Below are 16344 nucleotides of genomic sequence, written 5' to 3' on the forward strand. Positions count from 1 at the left end.
TTTCGCGATCGAGGTGATCTCCACCTCCGGCGATCGCATCCTCGATCGGCCGCTGTCGGAGGTCGGCGGCAAGGGCCTGTTCACCAAGGAGATCGAGGCCGCGCTTCTCGATGATCGGATCGATCTCGCCGTGCATTCGTCCAAGGACATGGCGACCGCGATACCCGATGGTCTGGCGATCTCGGCCTTCCTGCCGCGGGAGGATGTGCGCGACGCCTTCATCGGGCGAAGCGGCCGCACGATCGCCGGTTTGCCGGAAGGCGCGACGGTCGGCTCCGCCTCGCTCCGGCGCCAGGCGCTGTTGAAGCGGCAGCGGCCGGATCTCAACGTCATCAATTTTCGCGGCAACGTCCAAAGTCGCTTGCGCAAGCTCGAGGAAGGCCAGGTCGACGCGACGCTGCTGGCGCTGGCCGGGCTCAACCGCATGGATATGAGCCATGTCGCCACCGACATTCTCGACGTCGCGGCGTTTCCGCCGGCGCCGGGTCAGGGCGCGATCTGCATCGAAAGCCGGATCGGCGATACAAGGATCGAGACGCTGGTCGCGGCGATCGCACACGCCGAGACGACCGACGCGCTGACCGCCGAGCGCGCCTTCCTCGCCGAGCTCGACGGTTCCTGCCGGACGCCGATCGCGGCCCATGCGACACGCCATGAAGACGGCACGTTGACCCTGCACGGCATGATTCTGACGCCGGATGGCGCCGGGATGCACGAGACCCGGCGCAGCGGCCTCGTTACGGACGCCGAGACGATCGGGCGGCTGGCCGGGCGCGACGTCCTCGAGGCGGCCGGACCCGGCTTCTTCGACGGCTGGGCGAAGTGAAGACCCGCGATCGGTCGCAAGGTTAGCGATGGCGCGCGTCCTGATCCTGCGCGAGCGCGACGAGGCGATGCGCACCGCCGTGGCACTCGAAGCGCGTGGCCACCAGCCGCTGGTCCTGCCGCTGGAGGCGACGCTGCCTCTCGACCAGGGTCCGCCGCAGGGGGCGTTCGCCGGATTCGCCGTCACCAGCGCCCGCGCCGTGCCGGCCCTCGCCCGGCATTTTCCCGCCGATCCGCGGCCGGTCTTCGCGGTTGGCGAACGAACCGGCGAAGCGGCGCGCGCGGCCGGCTTTGCCGATGTGCGGATTGCCGGCGGCACAGCTCTGGACATCGCCCGGCTCGCCGATGCAGCGGGGCTTTCCGCCGCGACCTCGCTTCTTTACGCGGCGGGCCGGACGCGAACCGGCACGCTGGAGGAAGCTCTAGACGCGGCGGCGATCCCGTATGTCGTCTGGGAGGTCTATGAGATGATCCGCCTCGCACCGGACGACGCGGCGGTCGTTTCCGTGTTCGGCGGTGCGGCGCCGGACGCCGTGCTCCTGCTTTCGACGGGGCAGGCGGAGGCATTTTGCAGGCTCGCGGAGCGGCTGCCGCCGCTGTTCCAGCCGATGCCGACCATGCTCGCCCTGTCGAGGCGAATCGCCGATGCGCTGCCACCGGCGCTTCGCCGCGACGCGATAATTTCTTCAAATGCCGGGCTTGCTTCGCTTTTCGAATGCATCGACTAACCTAGTTTGATCGTTGGAACGAGACGATGCTTGCACGGCCCGCACGAATGAAGGACGAATACGCTCGATTGAGTGCGGCGCGCGGAACCGGCGATCCCATGCGCGCGAGCCAGCAGGAATGGAGCAAACGCGATGACCAACCGTCCCCGGCGGTCGAAGCCGAAGCAGACGCGTGGGCAGACGATCGATCTGAAAGCGGAAAAGAACACTGTGACTGACGGCGACAAGAAAGCGAGTACCGAGGCACAGAGCGCGGCGAAACCGGCCGATGCGGGGGCCCCTGCGGGTACGGCGTCGCAGCCGGCCAACCGGGCGTCAGCGGAGCGCGCCGGCGCGGCTTCGCCCGCTGCGGCTGGTGCCGCCGCGAAGGATGCCGCCAAGATCACGCCGGATGGGGCGAAGGCAGCTTCGCCGGCCGATGCCGGTCGTCCGGCTGGCGCCTCTGCCTCTGCCCCTCCCAAGCCCGGCGACGTGAAGCCGGCGCCGGCTCCGTCGGCCGCGTCGACGCCGTCCGGCAAGGAGAGCGCCAAGGCGGCCGCGACGGGCGGGGCGGTCGCAGCGTCATCCACAAAACCGGCCGCGGCCGACAGCGGACCGGGATCCGTGCCGGCAACGCCGGCCGGAACACCGCCCGTCGTCACAGGCGGCAAACCCGCCGCTCCGTCCGGCGCGGCGGCCAAGCCCGCGTCCTCCATGACGAGTGCGAGTGCTTTGAACGCCAAGCCCGGCGACGCCAAGCCGTCGCCCTCGCCTGCCGCGGCGACCACCGCCGCCGTCAAGTCGGGGTCTACAGCTGCGAGCCGGCCCTCGTCGACACCCACGAGTCCAACTCCCACGCCGGCCTCCGCCGCGGCCGCTCGGTCGTCGGCATCGGCCGCGCCGGGCCCCGGGGCTTCGGAAAGGGCTGAGCGGGAGCGCTCTTCCGGCACCGGCTTCGGCGGCGCCGTGGCGGCCGGCATCATCGGCGCGATCCTGGCCTTGGGCGGCGCGGCGGCGCTGCAGGCGGGCGGCTATCTTCCCGCGCTCGGCGGCGTGGAGGAGACCGGCGAGGTGATGGCGAGCGCCGAACAGCTCAATGCGCTGAGCGGCGAAGTCGCCGCCTTGCGCGACCGGGTGCAAGGCGCGCCCGCCGCACCGGCTGAAAATGGCGCGGCGGCGGAACAACTGACGGCCCTGTCCCAGCGGATCGAGGCGCTCGAAAGCTCCGTGTCGACAACCGGAGCGGACGCGGCGGCGGGAGCGCAGCAGGCCGGCGATACAGCGGCGGCTGCACAGCAGACCGCAGCGGCCGCGCAGGAGACCGCGAACGCGGCGCAGGAGGCCGCGACCACCGCGCAGCAGACCGCGGGCGAGGCTCGCCAGACGGCTGCTGCCGCGCAGCAGACTGCAGAGCAGGCGAACGCGAAAGTGGATGAGGCCGTTGCCCAGTTCGAAAGCCGGATTGCCGGAATGGAAGCGAGCAACCGCCGTGCCGATGTGGCGCTTGCGGCGGCGAACCTAAAATCCGCCATCGACCAGGGCGGGCCGTTCATGCGCCAGCTCGAAACCTATGCCGAGGCGACGGGTGCGGGCGCCGCGACCGAGGACTTGCGGGCTTTCGCGGCCGATGGCGTGCCGTCGAAGCAGGCATTGGCGGCCGAGTGGCCGGCTGTGGAGGACGCAATCGCCGAAAGCCTACGGCCGGCGTTGCCCGACGCGCCGGTGCAGGAGCAACTTCTGTCAGGGCTTCGCTCGCTCGTGCAGGTGCGCCCCACCGGCGAGACGGCGGCGACGAGCGAAGGCCCCGATGCCGCTTTGGCCCGGCTCGATGCGGCCATCGAGAGCGGCGACCTCGCCGGGTGGCAATCCGAATGGCAGGCCCTGCCCCAGGCGGCGAAGGATGTCAGCCAAGACTTCGCAAACCGCGTGGCGGCGCGGCGGACGGCCGATCGCGTCGTCGCCGAAGCGCTTTCCTCGGCGCTTGCCCCAGCGCCGGCGGGCGCAGCCGGTAGCGGGTCTCCGGCTGACCAGCCGACCGGCCAAGCCAATCAGGGCTAAGGAACTAACATGCTGCGAATCCTCGCCTTCTTTCTCATTGTCCTGGCAGCCGGCATCGGCTTTTCCTGGATGGCGGACAATCCAGGCCAGGTGACCTTCGTCTGGCAGGGCCGCAACGTCGAAACCAGCCTGATGGTCTTCCTGATCGCGCTCGGAGCGCTGATCGTCGCCGTTCTCCTGGTGGTCTGGCTGGTCGGGCTCTTCTTCAAGACACCGGGCGCCATTGGCAGCTGGTGGAGCACCCGCAAACGCGATCGCGGTTATCATGCGTTGTCGAACGGCATCATCGCCGCCGGTGCCGGCGATGCGATCGAGGCGCGGCGGATGACCAAACGCAGCGAAAAGCTGCTGGACACACGCAAGGAGCCGCTGATTCGCTTCCTCGACGCCCAGACCGCCATGATCGAGGGCGATCATGCGCGGGCGCGCGGGGCCTTCGAGCAGATGGAGCGCGACCCCGAAACGCGGCTGCTGGCGCTGCGCGGCCTGTTTCTGGAGGCCGAGCGCGTCGGCGACGAAGGCGCGGCCCGCCATTATGCGGAGCGGGCGGTGCGGATCGCGCCGCATGTGCCCTGGGCCGGCGGCGCCGTTCTTGAAGCCAAGTCGCTTGCCGGCGAGTGGGACGGGGCGCTCGATATTCTCGAGGCGCAGAAGAATACCCGCCTGATCGATCGGGACGAATCCAAGCGGCTGCGCGCGGTGCTTTTGACCGCCAAGGCGATGACGGTCGCCGAGAGCGATCCGTCGACGGCCAAGGCGGCCGGCATCGAGGCGCACAAGCTCGCGCCGGATCTGACCCCGGCTGCTCTGGTCGCGGCGGAAGCGCTGTTCCGACTGGGTGATCTACGCCGCGGGTCGAAGATTCTCGAATCCAGCTGGACGCACGCCCCCCATCCCGACATCGCCGAGGCTTATGTGCGCGCCCGCCCCGGCGACTCCGCCGAGGACCGGCTGAAGCGTGCCCGGAAGCTGCATGGTCTGCGTCCCGGTAATTTCGAGGCGGAGATGTGTCTCGCCCGGGCCGCGCTCGACGCCGGCGACTTGGAGCTGGCGCGCAAGTCCGCGCTTGCGGCGGTCGAGGCGGAACCGCGCGAAAGTGGCTACCTGCTGCTCGCCGACATCGAGGAAGACGACAGCGGCGAGGTCGGCCGGGTGCGCGAGTGGCTGGCCAAGGCGATCCGCGCGGAGCGTGATCCCGCCTGGACCGCCGACGGTTATGTGTCGAAGGTCTGGGCGCCGACGTCGCCGGTGACCGGACGGCTGGACGCCTTCCGTTGGAAAGTGCCGGTTGAGCACATGGGTGGCGAGGGCCGGCTCATCGAAGCGGAGGCGGGCCGCGATACCAGGACCATCGAGGTAACCGAAATCCCGGAGGCCGAGCCGAAACGCACCGACAAGGCGGCGGACGCATTGGCGACGTCGGTCGAGACCGGGAAAAGCGAGGACGGGTCGACATCCGCGTCCACGCAGCCGAGCACTCCCGCGACGCCGAATGGTCCGCGGGAAACCGAAGCATCCTCTGTAAACGGTGCGCCGGCCCAATCCAAGCCGGAACCCGCGAAGTCCGCGGATGGCCCCGCCATCGGCAAGAATAAGCCGGATGGCGACAAGCCGGCGGCGGGCGGCGCGGGCCCGACCAGCGAGGACCGCAAGGAGGCTCGCTTCGCTTGATCTGGGCAGTTAGCCGACCCCAGGCTACCGGGCAGAGCGTAGGATGATGTTCGAGTCGTTTCGGGATTTCCTGCGGACGATCGGCAAGGACGAGTCGGCGCGCGAAGCGTCGGGCGCGGACGATTTGCGAGTCGCGACCGCCGCGCTCTTATTCCACATCATCGGCGCCGACGGCATCGTGACGGACGAAGAACGGAAGAAAACGCGAGCGGTGCTGGCGCAGGAGTTCGGGCTCGACCCGGCCGAGGCCGACAGGATCGCCGAAGCCGGCCGCGAGGCGGACGCCGGCGCCGTCGATCTCTATCAGTTCACCTCGGTCCTCAAGGCGCGGATGGAGGCCGAGCATCGGGTCCGTTTCGTCGAGATGCTTTGGGAGGTGACTTACGCCGATGGCGAGGTCCATGAACTGGAGGACAACCTGATCTGGCGCATTTCCGACCTTCTCGGGGTTTCGACGCGGGATCGTATGTTGATGAAGCGGGAGGCGGCAAACAGGAGCGGGCTTTCCGACTGATGGCCTATTACGACAAGCGCGAACACGACGCCGCCGAAACCGTCCGTCATGCGGCGGCGGAACACCGCTACAGCCTCGACGGCGCCGACGCGCGCCCGATTTTGATTGTCCTGCATCAGGAATCCTCTACGCCGGGCCGTGTCGGGCAGATACTCCAGGCGCATGACGTGACACTCGATATCCGCCGCCCGGTGATGGGCGACGCGCTGCCGGACACGCTGGAGGAGCACGGCGGCGCCATCGTTTTCGGCGGACCGCCCAGCGCCAACGACACCGACGCGCACCTGATCCGCGAGATCGATTGGCTGAAGGTGCCGCTGGCCGAGGAGCGGCCGTTCCTCGGCATCTGTCTCGGCGCGCAGATGCTCGCCAAGCATCTCGGCGCTTCGGTCGCCAGCCATCCGCGTGGCTTCGCCGAGGGTGGCTATTATCCGATCCGCCCGACACCGGAGGGCCGAATGCTGATGCCGCACTGGCCGGACATGGCCTATCAATGGCATCGTGAGGGCTTCGAGCTGCCGCATGGCGCGAAACGCCTTGCGACGGGCGACTGGTATCCGAACCAGGCGTTCAGCTATGGCAAGACCGCCTATGGCGTGCAGTTCCACGCCGAGCTGACGCTCGCCATGATGCATCGCTGGACGACGCGCGGGCACGAGCGGCTGAAGCTGCCGGGCGCGCAGGGGCGGCGTCAGCATTTTGACGGGCGGGCGATCTACGACGCGCCGATCCGGCGTTGGCTGGAGGAATTTCTCGCCCGGATTTTCGGAGTGCGGGCGGAGGGATGAGGTCGGATCATGCCGTCCGGTACTTCGCTCACCACTATCGGCTTCGACGCCGACGACACGCTCTGGCACAATGAGCGGTTCTTCCAGCTGACCGAGGCGCGGTTTCGCGAGATGCTCGCGGACCAGGCGGCGGGCGAGGTCGTGTCGAGCCGACTGCTCGAGGCCGAACGCCGCAACCTTGCCCGTTACGGTTTCGGCATCAAGGGCTTTGTCCTGTCGATGATCGAGACCGCGCTGGATGTCACCGGCGACGCCGCCTCGCCGCAGATCATGCGCCAGATCCTCGACGCCGGCCGAGAGATGCTGGAGCACCCGGTGGAGACCCTGCCGGAAGCGAAGGAGACGCTGGAAGCGCTGGCCGGACGCTACCGGCTGGTGCTGATCACCAAGGGCGATCTGTTCGACCAGGAAAGGAAGCTCGCCGCCTCCGGGCTCGGCGGTTTCTTCGACGCGATCGAAATCGTCAGCGACAAGTCAGCGGCGACCTACGAACGGATTTTCACACGCCACGGCGACGGACCGGCGCGGGCGATGATGGTCGGCAATTCGCTGAAATCGGACGTTCTGCCAGCGATCGCCGCGGGCAGCTATGGCGTGCATGTGCCGCATGAACTGATCTGGGCGCTGGAACACGCCGAGCAGCCGGCGGCCGAGCCACGCTTTCGCCGCGTCGCGCGCCTCGGCGAAGTGCCCGGGCTGATCGCCGGTATCGGTTGAGCCAACCATCCGCCGCGAATTGCGGCGGTGGCATAGGTCCAGTCGCCCTGAGGTCAGTCCCGGCTGGCGAGATGGCGGACGCGGCGCAAATCCGGGAACATCCAGGCCCATAGGCCGGCGACCCCGATGGTCGCGGCGCCGCCGATAACCACCGCCGGTACCGCCCCGATCCAGAAGGCCATGACGCCGGCGCGAAATTCGCCGAGTTCGTTGGAGGCGCCGAGAAAAACCATGTTGACGGCGTTGACCCGGCCGCGCACGGTGTCCGGCGTCCACAGCTGCAGCAGCGTTTCGCGGACATAGACGCTTATCATGTCGGAGGCGCCCGCGAGCGCGAGCGCGACGATCGCCAGCCACGGAACCGTGGCGAGGCCGAAGAGGAGCGTGAAGGCGCCGAACAGCCCGACGAAGGCGAGCATGATCGCTCCGGCATTGTCCTTGATCGGATTGGCAGCCAGCCAGATCGCCATCGAGACCGCGCCGATCCCCGGCGCCGCGCGCAGCAGACCGAGACCCCAGGGGCCGACATCGAGAACGTCGCGGGCATAGACAGGCATCATCGCGACGGCACCCCCCAAGAGGACAGCGAAGAGATCGAGCGAGATCGCGCCGAGCACCACCTTTTCCGACCAGATGTAGCGGAAGCCGGCAATGACCGTCTCGAAGCTCGCTGGCTCGGAAACGCGCTTGTGGGCAGGCGCGCGGATCGACATCACCAGTACAGCGGCGCCGAGAAAGAGCGTGAGGCCGGTCGTATAGGCGGCGAGCGGCGAGACGCCGTAGAGCAACCCGCCCGCGACCGGGCCGACGATCGCGGCGATCTGCCACGAGGAGGAGTTCCAGGCGATGGCGTTGGCGAGTTCCTGCCGGGTCACGAGATTGACCACGAGCGACTGCGAGGACGGGCCGAAGAAGGCGCGGGCGATGCCGAAGCCGGTCAAAACGGCGAAGACCGGCAGCGGCGAGGCGAGGCCATGCCATGTCAGCAGCAGCAGCGCGAGTGCACCGATTGCCTCGACGATGATCGCGAGTCCCATGATCAGCCGCCGCGAAAACCGGTCGGCCGCCGCCCCCGTGACGAGAACCAGGAGCAGGGCGGGCAGGAATTGGCAAAGGCCGATAATGCCGAGATCGAGCGGATTGCGGGTCAGATCGTAGATTTGCCAGCCGACCGAGACGATGACGATCTGGATGGCGAAGGTCGAGAAAAAGCGGGCGAGCCAGTAGCGCAGGAAACGTGGATTACGGAACGCGGCGAACCGCTCGTCGGAAGGGACGGCGCTCGGGCCTGCATCCGACGGCGCGCCGCTATCGGCCTCGATCTCTTGTGTCACCGCGGTGCCCGCCATGGTTCGGCCGGGGCCGATGACACCAGGATTTCGGGATGGCCTGGAGAGGGAAGGAAGCGGCTGGTGGAGCTGAGCGGGATCGAACCGCTGACCTCGTCATTGCGAACGACGCGCTCTCCCAACTGAGCTACAGCCCCCGTCCACCATTGCGATCGGGATATAGGGCGCGGGGTTCGGCGGTGTCAACGGGCAATCGGCGGTGCCGGCCTTCGCGCGGCCGTCGCCGGCTTGCGATTTCAAGGGGCGATGGCTACATCGGGGCCGTCGTCGGAAAGGTCCCCGTTTCATGCTCGCAGTCACTTACGTTCTCTATCAGGCGCTCAACCTGTATTGGTGGATCGTCATCGCCTCGGCGATCCTGTCCTGGCTCTACGCCTTCAACATCGTCAATCCGGGCAATCCTTTCGTCGATTCGGTGGGGCGCTTCCTGTGGCAGCTGACCGAGCCGGTCTATCGGCGCATCCGCAAAGTGCTGCCCGACCTCGGTGGCATCGACCTGTCGCCGCTGGTCGTGCTTTTCGGGATCATGTTCCTGCAGTATCTGCTGGTCTATTACGTCAATCCGGCGATCTACAGCGCCGGCGTCTGAGCCGGCTGCGCGACCGTCGGCGTTGACGGAGCCGCGCTTCTGGCGCGTCGTCGATGAGGCCGTGCTCGTCGAGGCCAGACTGACGCCGAAATCCTCGCTCGACGGGCCGGAGGCAGGTGCCGACGGGCATTTGCATTTGCGCGCGCGGGTCCGGGCGGCGCCGGAGGACGGCAAGGCGAACAAGGCGCTGACGGCCATGCTGGCCAAGGCGCTGGGTGTGCCGAAATCGTCCGTTGCGGTGGCCGCCGGTCACACGTCACGCGAGAAAACGCTGCGGATCGAGGGCGATCCAGAGCGGATCGCGACGGTTCTCTCCGTCCTCAATAGCAACTGCGGATGCAGATTCTGACGGCTTGGCCTGACCAAGCGGGGTCTCGAAATGCCGTAACCCCATCTGCCTGGTTTCCAGCGGTCGAAAGGCCCCGGTGTCCCGGGGACGTGGGGGCGGGCGGCCTTGGGAGTAGCCGCCCGGGCAGTAGGCGATTACCCCATCCCGAAGATATCATCCACAAGGGGCAGATTCTGGATTTGGTTCTGCTCGTGCTGCAAGGACCAATCGTCGACCGCGATTCCCCCATCGACATCGATATTCGTGAACCACCCATATCGAGGATCGGTGCCGACATTGTTGATATCGTCACCGGCGTCAGAGAGCGTTTTGGTGAAGATGATCGTGCCGTCCTCGTCGATGACGTTGAGGTCGACCGCCAGAACGCCGCCATTGTCATAGAAGCGGTGCTCGAACGTATACCATCCGTCTTCGGTGATGGTGGCTGTCCCTGCGAGTGTGTCGAGATCCTCGCGCGGATCGAAGTTGGTGTTGTTGCTTGCATTGATCAGGAGATCACCGGTGCTGGTGTCCTGCGTGACATGGAAGATGAAGTCGCGCAGATGCGTGTCGTCGGTCTTGTTGGCAGCTACCGAGAAGTCGAAACCCTCGCCGTCATCCCATCCGCCGCCGCCATCGGCCGCAGAGTCGAGATAGACCTTGATCGAGGTCGTGTATTCACCGTCGAATGGATCCGCGTCCCGATCGCCATAGCGGGTGAACGGACCGGTAGGCGAGGAACCTCCGGTTTGCTCGACGATCCCATAGAAATCACCAGATGCCGCGTCGATGCCATTCGCACCCGTGTTGGTTTGGGTAACGTTTCCGAACCAACCGCCGCCGCCATCGATCACGCCGCTCGTGTCATCCTCGAATCCCTGGAAGAAGTCGAATTCCACCGGGTCTGGAACCTGATCGCCGACATTGGAGAGCAGCACCTTCTGGTTGCCCATCGTGATGAGCAGATCGTTCTGCTGGCTATCACCGCCGTCGTCGACCCATTCGAACGAGTACCCGACCGCGTTCATCTTGCCGTACTGAAGCTGATCGATCCCAAGTTCAAAATTGTTGATCGTGACAATTTCGGAATTCTTGCTCGACGCGGACAACAGAAACTTGTCCGCGTTGCCCGTCCCGAAGATCTCATCGACCCCCGGCTTGATTTTCAACGGCTTGACCATTGCGCGTTCCCCCTGACCAGAAATGCCGCGTCCGTCGCTTATCCTATCGAATGGCTGCGTGATTGCAATGATATGCCGCAGCGGCAGCAATCGGCATCGCCTTGTCGGTCCGGGCGGTACACGAGACTGCCGGACGCAAAAACGCCGCCCGTCCGTTGTTCACGGCGGCGGCGTTAAGGCGGTGTCTCAAGAGGTCGCCCGTCCGGAAGGCTCCACGGTCGGAGGCTTGGTCAGAGCGTCCTTTCGCGTCCGAACGGACGTACGGCGCTTTAGCGGCCGAAGCGAACGGCGCGTGCGATGTCGGCCCGGCCGACGCCGATGTCGGCAAGTTCACGGTCGTCCATGAGCTGGAGCTGGCGGATGTCGTTGCGCCGGCTGCGGTAGGAGTGCAGGCGGCTGGCGATGCTGCGAAACATGGGTCTTGTCCAAGGATGACGTTGCGATGACCCGGATATAGGATGTTGCATTGCACAAAAGGAGAGCATTTCATTGCAAATCTGGTGTGCAGTCTGCGCATGGCGGAGGCATCCGATTATTCACCGGATTTCAATCGTTCATGAAATGATCGCTTTTCATTCGCGGACGATGTTTGGCCACGCGAGCGGCGCTTGTGCGCCGCCCGATCGGGTCCGCTCAGGCCTTCGGCTGCTTTTCGCGTTCGATGGCTTCCGTGATCAGCGCGCGGGCCTTGTCGCTGTCGCCCCAGTCGCCGATCTTCACCCACTTGCCAGGCTCCAGGTCCTTGTAGTGCTCGAAGAAGTGCTCCACCTGCTGCAAGGTGATTTCCGGCAGGTCCTTGTATTCCCGCACCATCTCGAAGCGCCGGGTGATGTGCGGCGAGGGCACCGCGATGATTTTCTCGTCCTGGCCCTTGTTGTCTTCCATGATCAGAACGCCGATCGGCCGGCAGTTTATGACGCAGCCGGGAAACAGCGGGCGGGTATTGCAGATCAGCACGTCGATCGGGTCGCCGTCGTCGGACAGCGTGTGCGGCACGAAGCCGTAATTCCCCGGATAGGTCATCGGCGTATAGAGGAACCGGTCGACGACGAGGCAACCGGCTTCCTTGTCCATCTCGTATTTGATCGGATGACCGCCGAGCGGCACCTCGATGATGACGTTGATATCGTCGGGGGGAGTGTTGCCGATGGCGATCGCATCGATGCGCATGATCTGTCCTCTTCACTGTCTCGGGCCGGCCGGTCGGCGCGTCGGGGCACCGAGGGCGTGAGCGCCGGGATTGTTGGCTTGTCAAAGCGCGGAGGAATCTCGATTTGCGGCGCCTTGGGGGTCGACCGTTGCTCTAACCGCTCCCGAAGGGCGGTGCAACAAACCCGTGCGATCGCCTCGATGACGGTCCGCGGTCAGGGCCAGACGAAGGCGATCTTGCCGAGAACGCGGCCCTCGAACACTTCGCTGCCCTCGGCGACATCGGCGCCGCCGAGCCGCGTATAGAAGTCGACGGCCTGGAGATTGTCCGCGAGCGCCCAGACCACCAGACCGCTCAGGCGGCGGTCGGCCAAAAGGCCTCGCGCCGCCTTGAACAGGCGCCCTCCGAAGCCCAGTCCTTGATATTCCGGCCGGATGTAGAGTTCGTAGATTTCGCCCTCGGCCCTGATCGCCTCCGCCCGGTTGTGCCCGAGGGTCGCATAGCCGACCGTTTCCCCGGCAAACTCGACCACCAGGATCGCCGCGCCGCCGCGGATCGCCCGGTCCCACCAGGGTTCACGACGCCGCCCGATCATCCGGGAGAGGCTGTTGTGGGGGATCAGGCCGGCATAGGCGCCGCGCCATGCCGCTTCATGCACCGCGGCTAGCGACGCGGTGTCGCGGGATTCGGCAAGGCGAGTTTCGGCGACAATCGTGTTCATTGGATATTAACCATAAACCGTCTCGGCCGATCCGTCTCGTTCGCCGCTCATTTTTCCGCCGATCGTGGGCGAGCAGCAATCGCGACGCGGCGTTGCCGACGCGGTTAATCGGGTTGTTCCCAGCTTTTTTGGGTGACCGAGGAGCGTCCGGTCTATCGCGGGGACTGCAGGCGCTTGCGCGACGCGCCGCAGGCAAAGCGTCTCACTTTCGGCTGAGCGTCCCCTGCGCCAGCGCGCGCTGGATACCGGCGATGTCGGCGCGGCGCGACAATTGGCGCAACAGCGGCGGCTGTCCGCTCATCCACAGCGTGAGTTCGGAGTCGGCATCGAAATTGCCGGCCGTCTCGATCGCGAACATCGTGATCGCGCGATAGGGAATCGATTGGATGTGCCGCTTGCGGCCGGTCATGCCCTGCTTGTCGACGATGATCAGACGAAGATCGGTGAAGACGAACAGATCGCGGACCACCCGGAACGCCAGATCGACGTCTTCGTCAGGCAGCAGGATCGGGCCGAGGTCGCTTCGAACCTCATCGATATCGGCGTCGCTGGTCAGGCCCATGAGGCCGGATAATATGCCCATTCGACTCGCTCGCTTTCGTCAATCTGGCGACGCGACTGGATAACGATCGTGCCGGCCCTGTCCAGAACGGTCTGCCGGCGACGGCGAGGAACTAGGAACGTACCTAAGAAATACTCACTGTGACGAAAGAAATTGAAAGCACGCATTGGGACGCATGATTCGATATGATCGGCGAGAGCCGGCGCAAGCGGGTGCGTTTGCATGTGTGCAGGCGTTTGCATGTGTGCAGGCGAATGGGAGGTAAGCTTGAAACACGGTATCCGACATCTGTTCATCCCTGGCCCGACCAATGTTCCCGAGCGCGTCCGCCGCGCCCTGAACGTCCCGATGGAGGATCAGCGCTCGCCGGATTTACCCGCCCTGACCTTGCCCTTGTTTCGCGACCTGAAGAAGGTTTTCCGGAACGAGGACGGTCGCGTCTTCATGTATCCCTCTTCGGGAACGGGCGCCTGGGAGGCGGCCATCCAGAACACGCTCGCGCGGGGCGACAAGGTCTTGATGTCGCGCTTCGGCCAATTTTCGCACTTGTGGGTGGATATGGCGATCCGCCTCGGCCTCGACGTGACGGCGATCGACGTCGAATGGGGGGCGGGCGTGCCGCTGGACGATTACGAGCGTGTCATCGCCGCCGACAAGGCGCATGAAATCCGCGCCGTCTTCGCCACCCAGAATGAGACGGCGACGGGCGTGGCGTCGGATATCGCCGGGGTGCGCAAGCTGCTCGACGCCCATTCGCATCCCGCCATGATCTTTGTCGACGGCGTCTCGTCGATCGCCTCGATCGATTTCCGCCAGGACGAATGGGGCGTGGACCTCGCCGTCGCCGGCTCGCAGAAGGGCTTCATGCTGCCGGCCGGACTGTCGTTCCTGTCGGTGTCGGAAAAGGCGCTGGCGGCGCATCGCGACAATCGGCCGAAGATGGAGCGGTGCTACTTCTCCTTCGCCGACATGCTCGCCACCAACGACCAGGGCTATTTCCCCTATACGCCGCCGACTCAGTTCTTCCACGGGCTGAGGGTCGCCTTGGACATGCTGTTCGAGGAAGGGCTCGATGACGTCTTTGCGCGCCACCACCGGCTGGCCGAAGGCGTCCGGCGCGGCGTCGCCGGCATGGGGCTGAAGCTCCAGGCGGTCGCGCCGCGATGGCATTCGGACACGGTGTCGGCGATTCGCGTGCCGGAAGGGGTCGATGCCAACGCGGTACTCAAGATCGCCTATGAACGCTACGAAACCTCGTTCGGCAGCGGGCTCGCGCAATTGTCCGGCAAGGTGTTCCGCATCGGCCATCTCGGCGATCTCAACGCGGGTATGTGTCTGACAGCGCTCAGCATTGCCGAAATGGCGCTGGTCGATGCAGGCGCCCGGATCGATCTGGGCTCGGGCGTGGCGGCGGCGCAGGATTATTACCGCGATCGAAGCGGCGAGGCGACCGGATCGCGCGTGGCCGCCGCGTAACGGATTCGACCGGGCGATTTTCCAGAGTCGAGCCGACGATAAACGGGTGCCCGCGAAAGCAGGCACCCGTTTATCGTCGAACAGGAAGGTGGCGCGGCCGGGAACGCCGGGTGATCAGGCCGCCTTGCGGCTCTTGTCGAAGCGCTTGCGCTCGTTCGAGTCGAGATAGATCTTGCGCAGCCGGATGGTCTTCGGCGTCACCTCGACCAGCTCGTCGTCCTGGATCCAGGAGAGCGCCCGGTCCAGCGTCATGCGGATCGGCGGCGTCAGCTTGATCGCCTCGTCCTTGCCCGACGCGCGCATGTTGGTCAGCTTCTTGCCTTTGAGCACGTTCACTTCCAGATCGTTCTCGCGGGTGTGGATGCCGATGATCATGCCGGCATAGACCTTGACGCCGGCATCGATGACCATCGGGCCGCGATCTTCCAGGTTGAACATCGCGAAGGCGACGCTCTCGCCGGTGTCGTTGGAGATCAGGACGCCGGTGTTGCGGCCCGGCAGCGCGCCCTTGTACGGCGCGTAGGAATGGAACAGCCGGTTCATGATCGCCGTGCCGCGGGTGTCGGTCAAAAGCTCCGACTGATAGCCGATCAGGCCACGCGTCGGAGCATGGAACACCAGACGCTGACGATCGCCGCCGGACGGGCGCAGCTCGATCATCTCGGCCTTGCGCTCGCTCATCTTCTGCACGACGACGCCGGAATGCTCCTCGTCGACGTCGATGACGACCTCCTCGATCGGCTCCAGGACCTCGCCGTTCTCGCCTTCCTTCATGACCACGCGCGGACGCGAAATCCCCAGCTCGAAGCCCTCGCGGCGCATGGTTTCGATCAACACCGCCAGCTGCAGCTCGCCGCGACCGGAGACGTAGAAGGAATCCTTGTCGGCCGCCTCGTCGATTTTCAGCGCGACATTGCCCTCAGCTTCCTTCAGGAGACGGTCGCGGATGACGCGGCTCGTCACCTTGTCGCCCTCGGTGCCGGCAAGCGGCGAATCGTTGACGATGAAGGACATCGTCACCGTCGGCGGATCGATCGGCTGGGCGTTGAGCGGCTCGGTGACCGCAGGGTCGCAGAAGGTGTCGGCGACGGTACCCTTGGACAGGCCCGCGATCGCGACGATATCGCCCGCCTCGGCAAATTCGAGCGGCACCCGCTCAAGGCCCCGGAAGGCGAGAATCTTCGAGATACGGCCGGTTTCCAGCAGCTTGCCGTCGCCATGCAGCACCTTGACCGCCTGGTTCGGCCTGATCGAGCCCGACTGGATGCGACCGGTGATCAGCCGGCCGAGGAAGGGGTTCGCCTCCAGAATCGTGCCGATCATCTTGAACGGCTCGTCCTTGCCGGCGGTGTCCGGCTCGGGGACGTGCTTGAGGATCAGGTCGAACAGCGGCTCGAGACCCTTGTCCTGCGGGCCTTCCGGCTCCTCGGCCATCCAGCCGCCGCGGCCCGAACCGTAAAGCACCGGGAAGTCGAGCTGCTCTTCCGTTGCGTCGAGCGCGACGAAAAGGTCGAAAATCTCGTTCAGCACTTCCTGGTGGCGTTCGTCGGCGCGGTCGATCTTGTTGATCGCCACGATCGGCTTCAACCCGACCTTCAGCGCCTTGCCGAGCACGAATTTCGTCTGCGGCATCGGGCCTTCCGATGCGTCGACCAGGATGACGGCGCCATCGACCATGTTGAGGATGCGCTCCACCTCGCCGCCGAAA

General features: G+C 65.9%; 18 protein-coding genes and 1 tRNA gene. 10 read left to right on the top strand and 9 right to left on the bottom strand.

Features of this window, described 5'->3' with window-relative positions; all coding sequences use genetic code 11:
- Both hemC and MJ956_RS15715 read left to right on the top strand, forming a co-directional pair.
- Window positions 1–826, top strand: an 826-nt coding sequence (hemC, locus tag MJ956_RS15710) for a hydroxymethylbilane synthase (RefSeq protein WP_253965387.1), incomplete at its 5' end; no start/stop codon positions are given.
- Between the two features lie 28 nt (window positions 827–854).
- Window positions 855–1553 (top strand): uroporphyrinogen-III synthase, encoded by a 699-nt coding sequence (locus MJ956_RS15715; protein ID WP_253965388.1) that lies wholly within the window; start codon window positions 855–857, stop codon window positions 1551–1553.
- Here MJ956_RS15715 and MJ956_RS15720 read toward each other — a convergent pair.
- Window positions 1550–2515 (bottom strand): hypothetical protein, encoded by a 966-nt coding sequence (locus tag MJ956_RS15720; RefSeq protein ID WP_253965389.1) that lies wholly within the window; start codon window positions 2513–2515, stop codon window positions 1550–1552. The two genes, MJ956_RS15715 and MJ956_RS15720, sit on opposite strands and share 4 nt — an antisense overlap.
- On the opposite strand from MJ956_RS15720, the gene MJ956_RS15725 reads away from it, so the two are divergent.
- Genes MJ956_RS15725 through MJ956_RS15745 form a run of 5 tightly spaced genes read left to right on the top strand, consistent with a single transcriptional unit; the run spans window position 2499 to window position 7280 of the window.
- A complete protein-coding gene (locus MJ956_RS15725) occupies window positions 2499–3590 on the top strand; it encodes a COG4223 family protein (protein WP_253965390.1) in 1092 nt (363 codons plus the stop codon). The genes MJ956_RS15720 and MJ956_RS15725 overlap by 17 nt on opposite strands.
- Window positions 3591–3599: 9 nt before the next feature.
- Window positions 3600–5261: a heme biosynthesis protein HemY gene (locus MJ956_RS15730; RefSeq protein WP_253965391.1), complete on the top strand. Its 1662-nt coding sequence runs from the start codon at window positions 3600–3602 to the stop codon at window positions 5259–5261.
- A 46-nt stretch (window positions 5262–5307) separates the two neighbouring features.
- The gene (locus MJ956_RS15735) at window positions 5308–5775 is read left to right on the top strand and encodes a tellurite resistance TerB family protein (RefSeq protein WP_253965392.1); all 468 of its coding nucleotides are present in this window, start codon (window positions 5308–5310) and stop codon (window positions 5773–5775) included.
- Window positions 5775–6563 (top strand): glutamine amidotransferase, encoded by a 789-nt coding sequence (locus MJ956_RS15740; RefSeq protein ID WP_253965393.1) that lies wholly within the window; start codon window positions 5775–5777, stop codon window positions 6561–6563. Before MJ956_RS15735 ends, MJ956_RS15740 begins: the two co-directional genes overlap by 1 nt.
- A gap of 9 nt (window positions 6564–6572) precedes the next feature.
- Complete coding sequence (locus MJ956_RS15745; protein ID WP_253965394.1) at window positions 6573–7280, top strand: HAD family hydrolase; 708 nt, start codon at window positions 6573–6575, stop codon at window positions 7278–7280.
- A gap of 53 nt (window positions 7281–7333) precedes the next feature.
- On the opposite strand, the gene MJ956_RS15750 is transcribed toward MJ956_RS15745, so the two are convergent.
- Together MJ956_RS15750 and MJ956_RS15755 are read right to left on the bottom strand one after the other, a co-directional pair.
- Window positions 7334–8602 carry an MFS transporter gene (locus tag MJ956_RS15750; RefSeq protein ID WP_253965403.1) on the bottom strand — a complete coding sequence of 423 codons (1269 nt, stop codon included), beginning with the start codon at window positions 8600–8602 and terminating at the stop codon, window positions 7334–7336.
- A gap of 88 nt (window positions 8603–8690) precedes the next feature.
- Window positions 8691–8766 (bottom strand) — tRNA-Ala (locus MJ956_RS15755).
- A 149-nt stretch (window positions 8767–8915) separates the two neighbouring features.
- On the opposite strand from MJ956_RS15755, the gene MJ956_RS15760 reads away from it, so the two are divergent.
- Together MJ956_RS15760 and MJ956_RS15765 are read left to right on the top strand one after the other, a co-directional pair.
- Complete coding sequence (locus MJ956_RS15760; protein ID WP_206454654.1) at window positions 8916–9218, top strand: YggT family protein; 303 nt, start codon at window positions 8916–8918, stop codon at window positions 9216–9218.
- Window positions 9219–9240: 22 nt separating this feature from the next.
- Window positions 9241–9567, top strand: a complete 327-nt coding sequence (locus MJ956_RS15765; protein WP_253965395.1) for a DUF167 family protein — start codon at window positions 9241–9243, stop codon at window positions 9565–9567.
- A gap of 134 nt (window positions 9568–9701) precedes the next feature.
- Here the strand turns inward: MJ956_RS15765 and MJ956_RS15770 are convergent, their stop codons facing one another.
- The 5 genes from MJ956_RS15770 to MJ956_RS15790 all read right to left on the bottom strand — a co-directional run bounded on the left by MJ956_RS15770 (window position 9702) and on the right by MJ956_RS15790 (window position 13181).
- Window positions 9702–10817 carry a hypothetical protein gene (locus MJ956_RS15770; protein WP_253965396.1) on the bottom strand — a complete coding sequence of 372 codons (1116 nt, stop codon included), beginning with the start codon at window positions 10815–10817 and terminating at the stop codon, window positions 9702–9704.
- A gap of 179 nt (window positions 10818–10996) precedes the next feature.
- Window positions 10997–11143, bottom strand: coding sequence for a DUF1127 domain-containing protein (locus tag MJ956_RS15775; RefSeq protein WP_253965397.1), 147 nt, complete (start codon window positions 11141–11143; stop codon window positions 10997–10999).
- Between the two features lie 217 nt (window positions 11144–11360).
- Window positions 11361–11897, bottom strand: a complete 537-nt coding sequence (gene ppa, locus MJ956_RS15780; protein ID WP_253965398.1) for an inorganic diphosphatase — start codon at window positions 11895–11897, stop codon at window positions 11361–11363.
- 194 nt (window positions 11898–12091) lie between these two features.
- Complete coding sequence (locus tag MJ956_RS15785) at window positions 12092–12598, bottom strand: GNAT family N-acetyltransferase (protein WP_253965399.1); 507 nt, start codon at window positions 12596–12598, stop codon at window positions 12092–12094.
- Window positions 12599–12800: 202 nt separating this feature from the next.
- A complete protein-coding gene (locus MJ956_RS15790) occupies window positions 12801–13181 on the bottom strand; it encodes a PH domain-containing protein (RefSeq protein WP_253965400.1) in 381 nt (126 codons plus the stop codon).
- 246 nt (window positions 13182–13427) lie between these two features.
- Between MJ956_RS15790 and MJ956_RS15795 the strand changes: the two genes are divergently transcribed.
- Entirely contained in the window at window positions 13428–14636 is a 1209-nt protein-coding gene (locus MJ956_RS15795; RefSeq protein ID WP_253965401.1) for an aminotransferase class V-fold PLP-dependent enzyme, read from the top strand.
- A gap of 114 nt (window positions 14637–14750) precedes the next feature.
- On the opposite strand, the gene MJ956_RS15800 is transcribed toward MJ956_RS15795, so the two are convergent.
- Window positions 14751–16344 (bottom strand): GTP-binding protein TypA/BipA (locus MJ956_RS15800; protein WP_253965402.1); only part of this gene is annotated, 1594 nt, incomplete at its 5' end.

The sequence above is a fragment of the Aurantimonas marianensis genome, from assembly GCF_024195285.1.
Classification (GTDB): domain Bacteria; phylum Pseudomonadota; class Alphaproteobacteria; order Rhizobiales; family Rhizobiaceae; genus Aurantimonas; species Aurantimonas marianensis.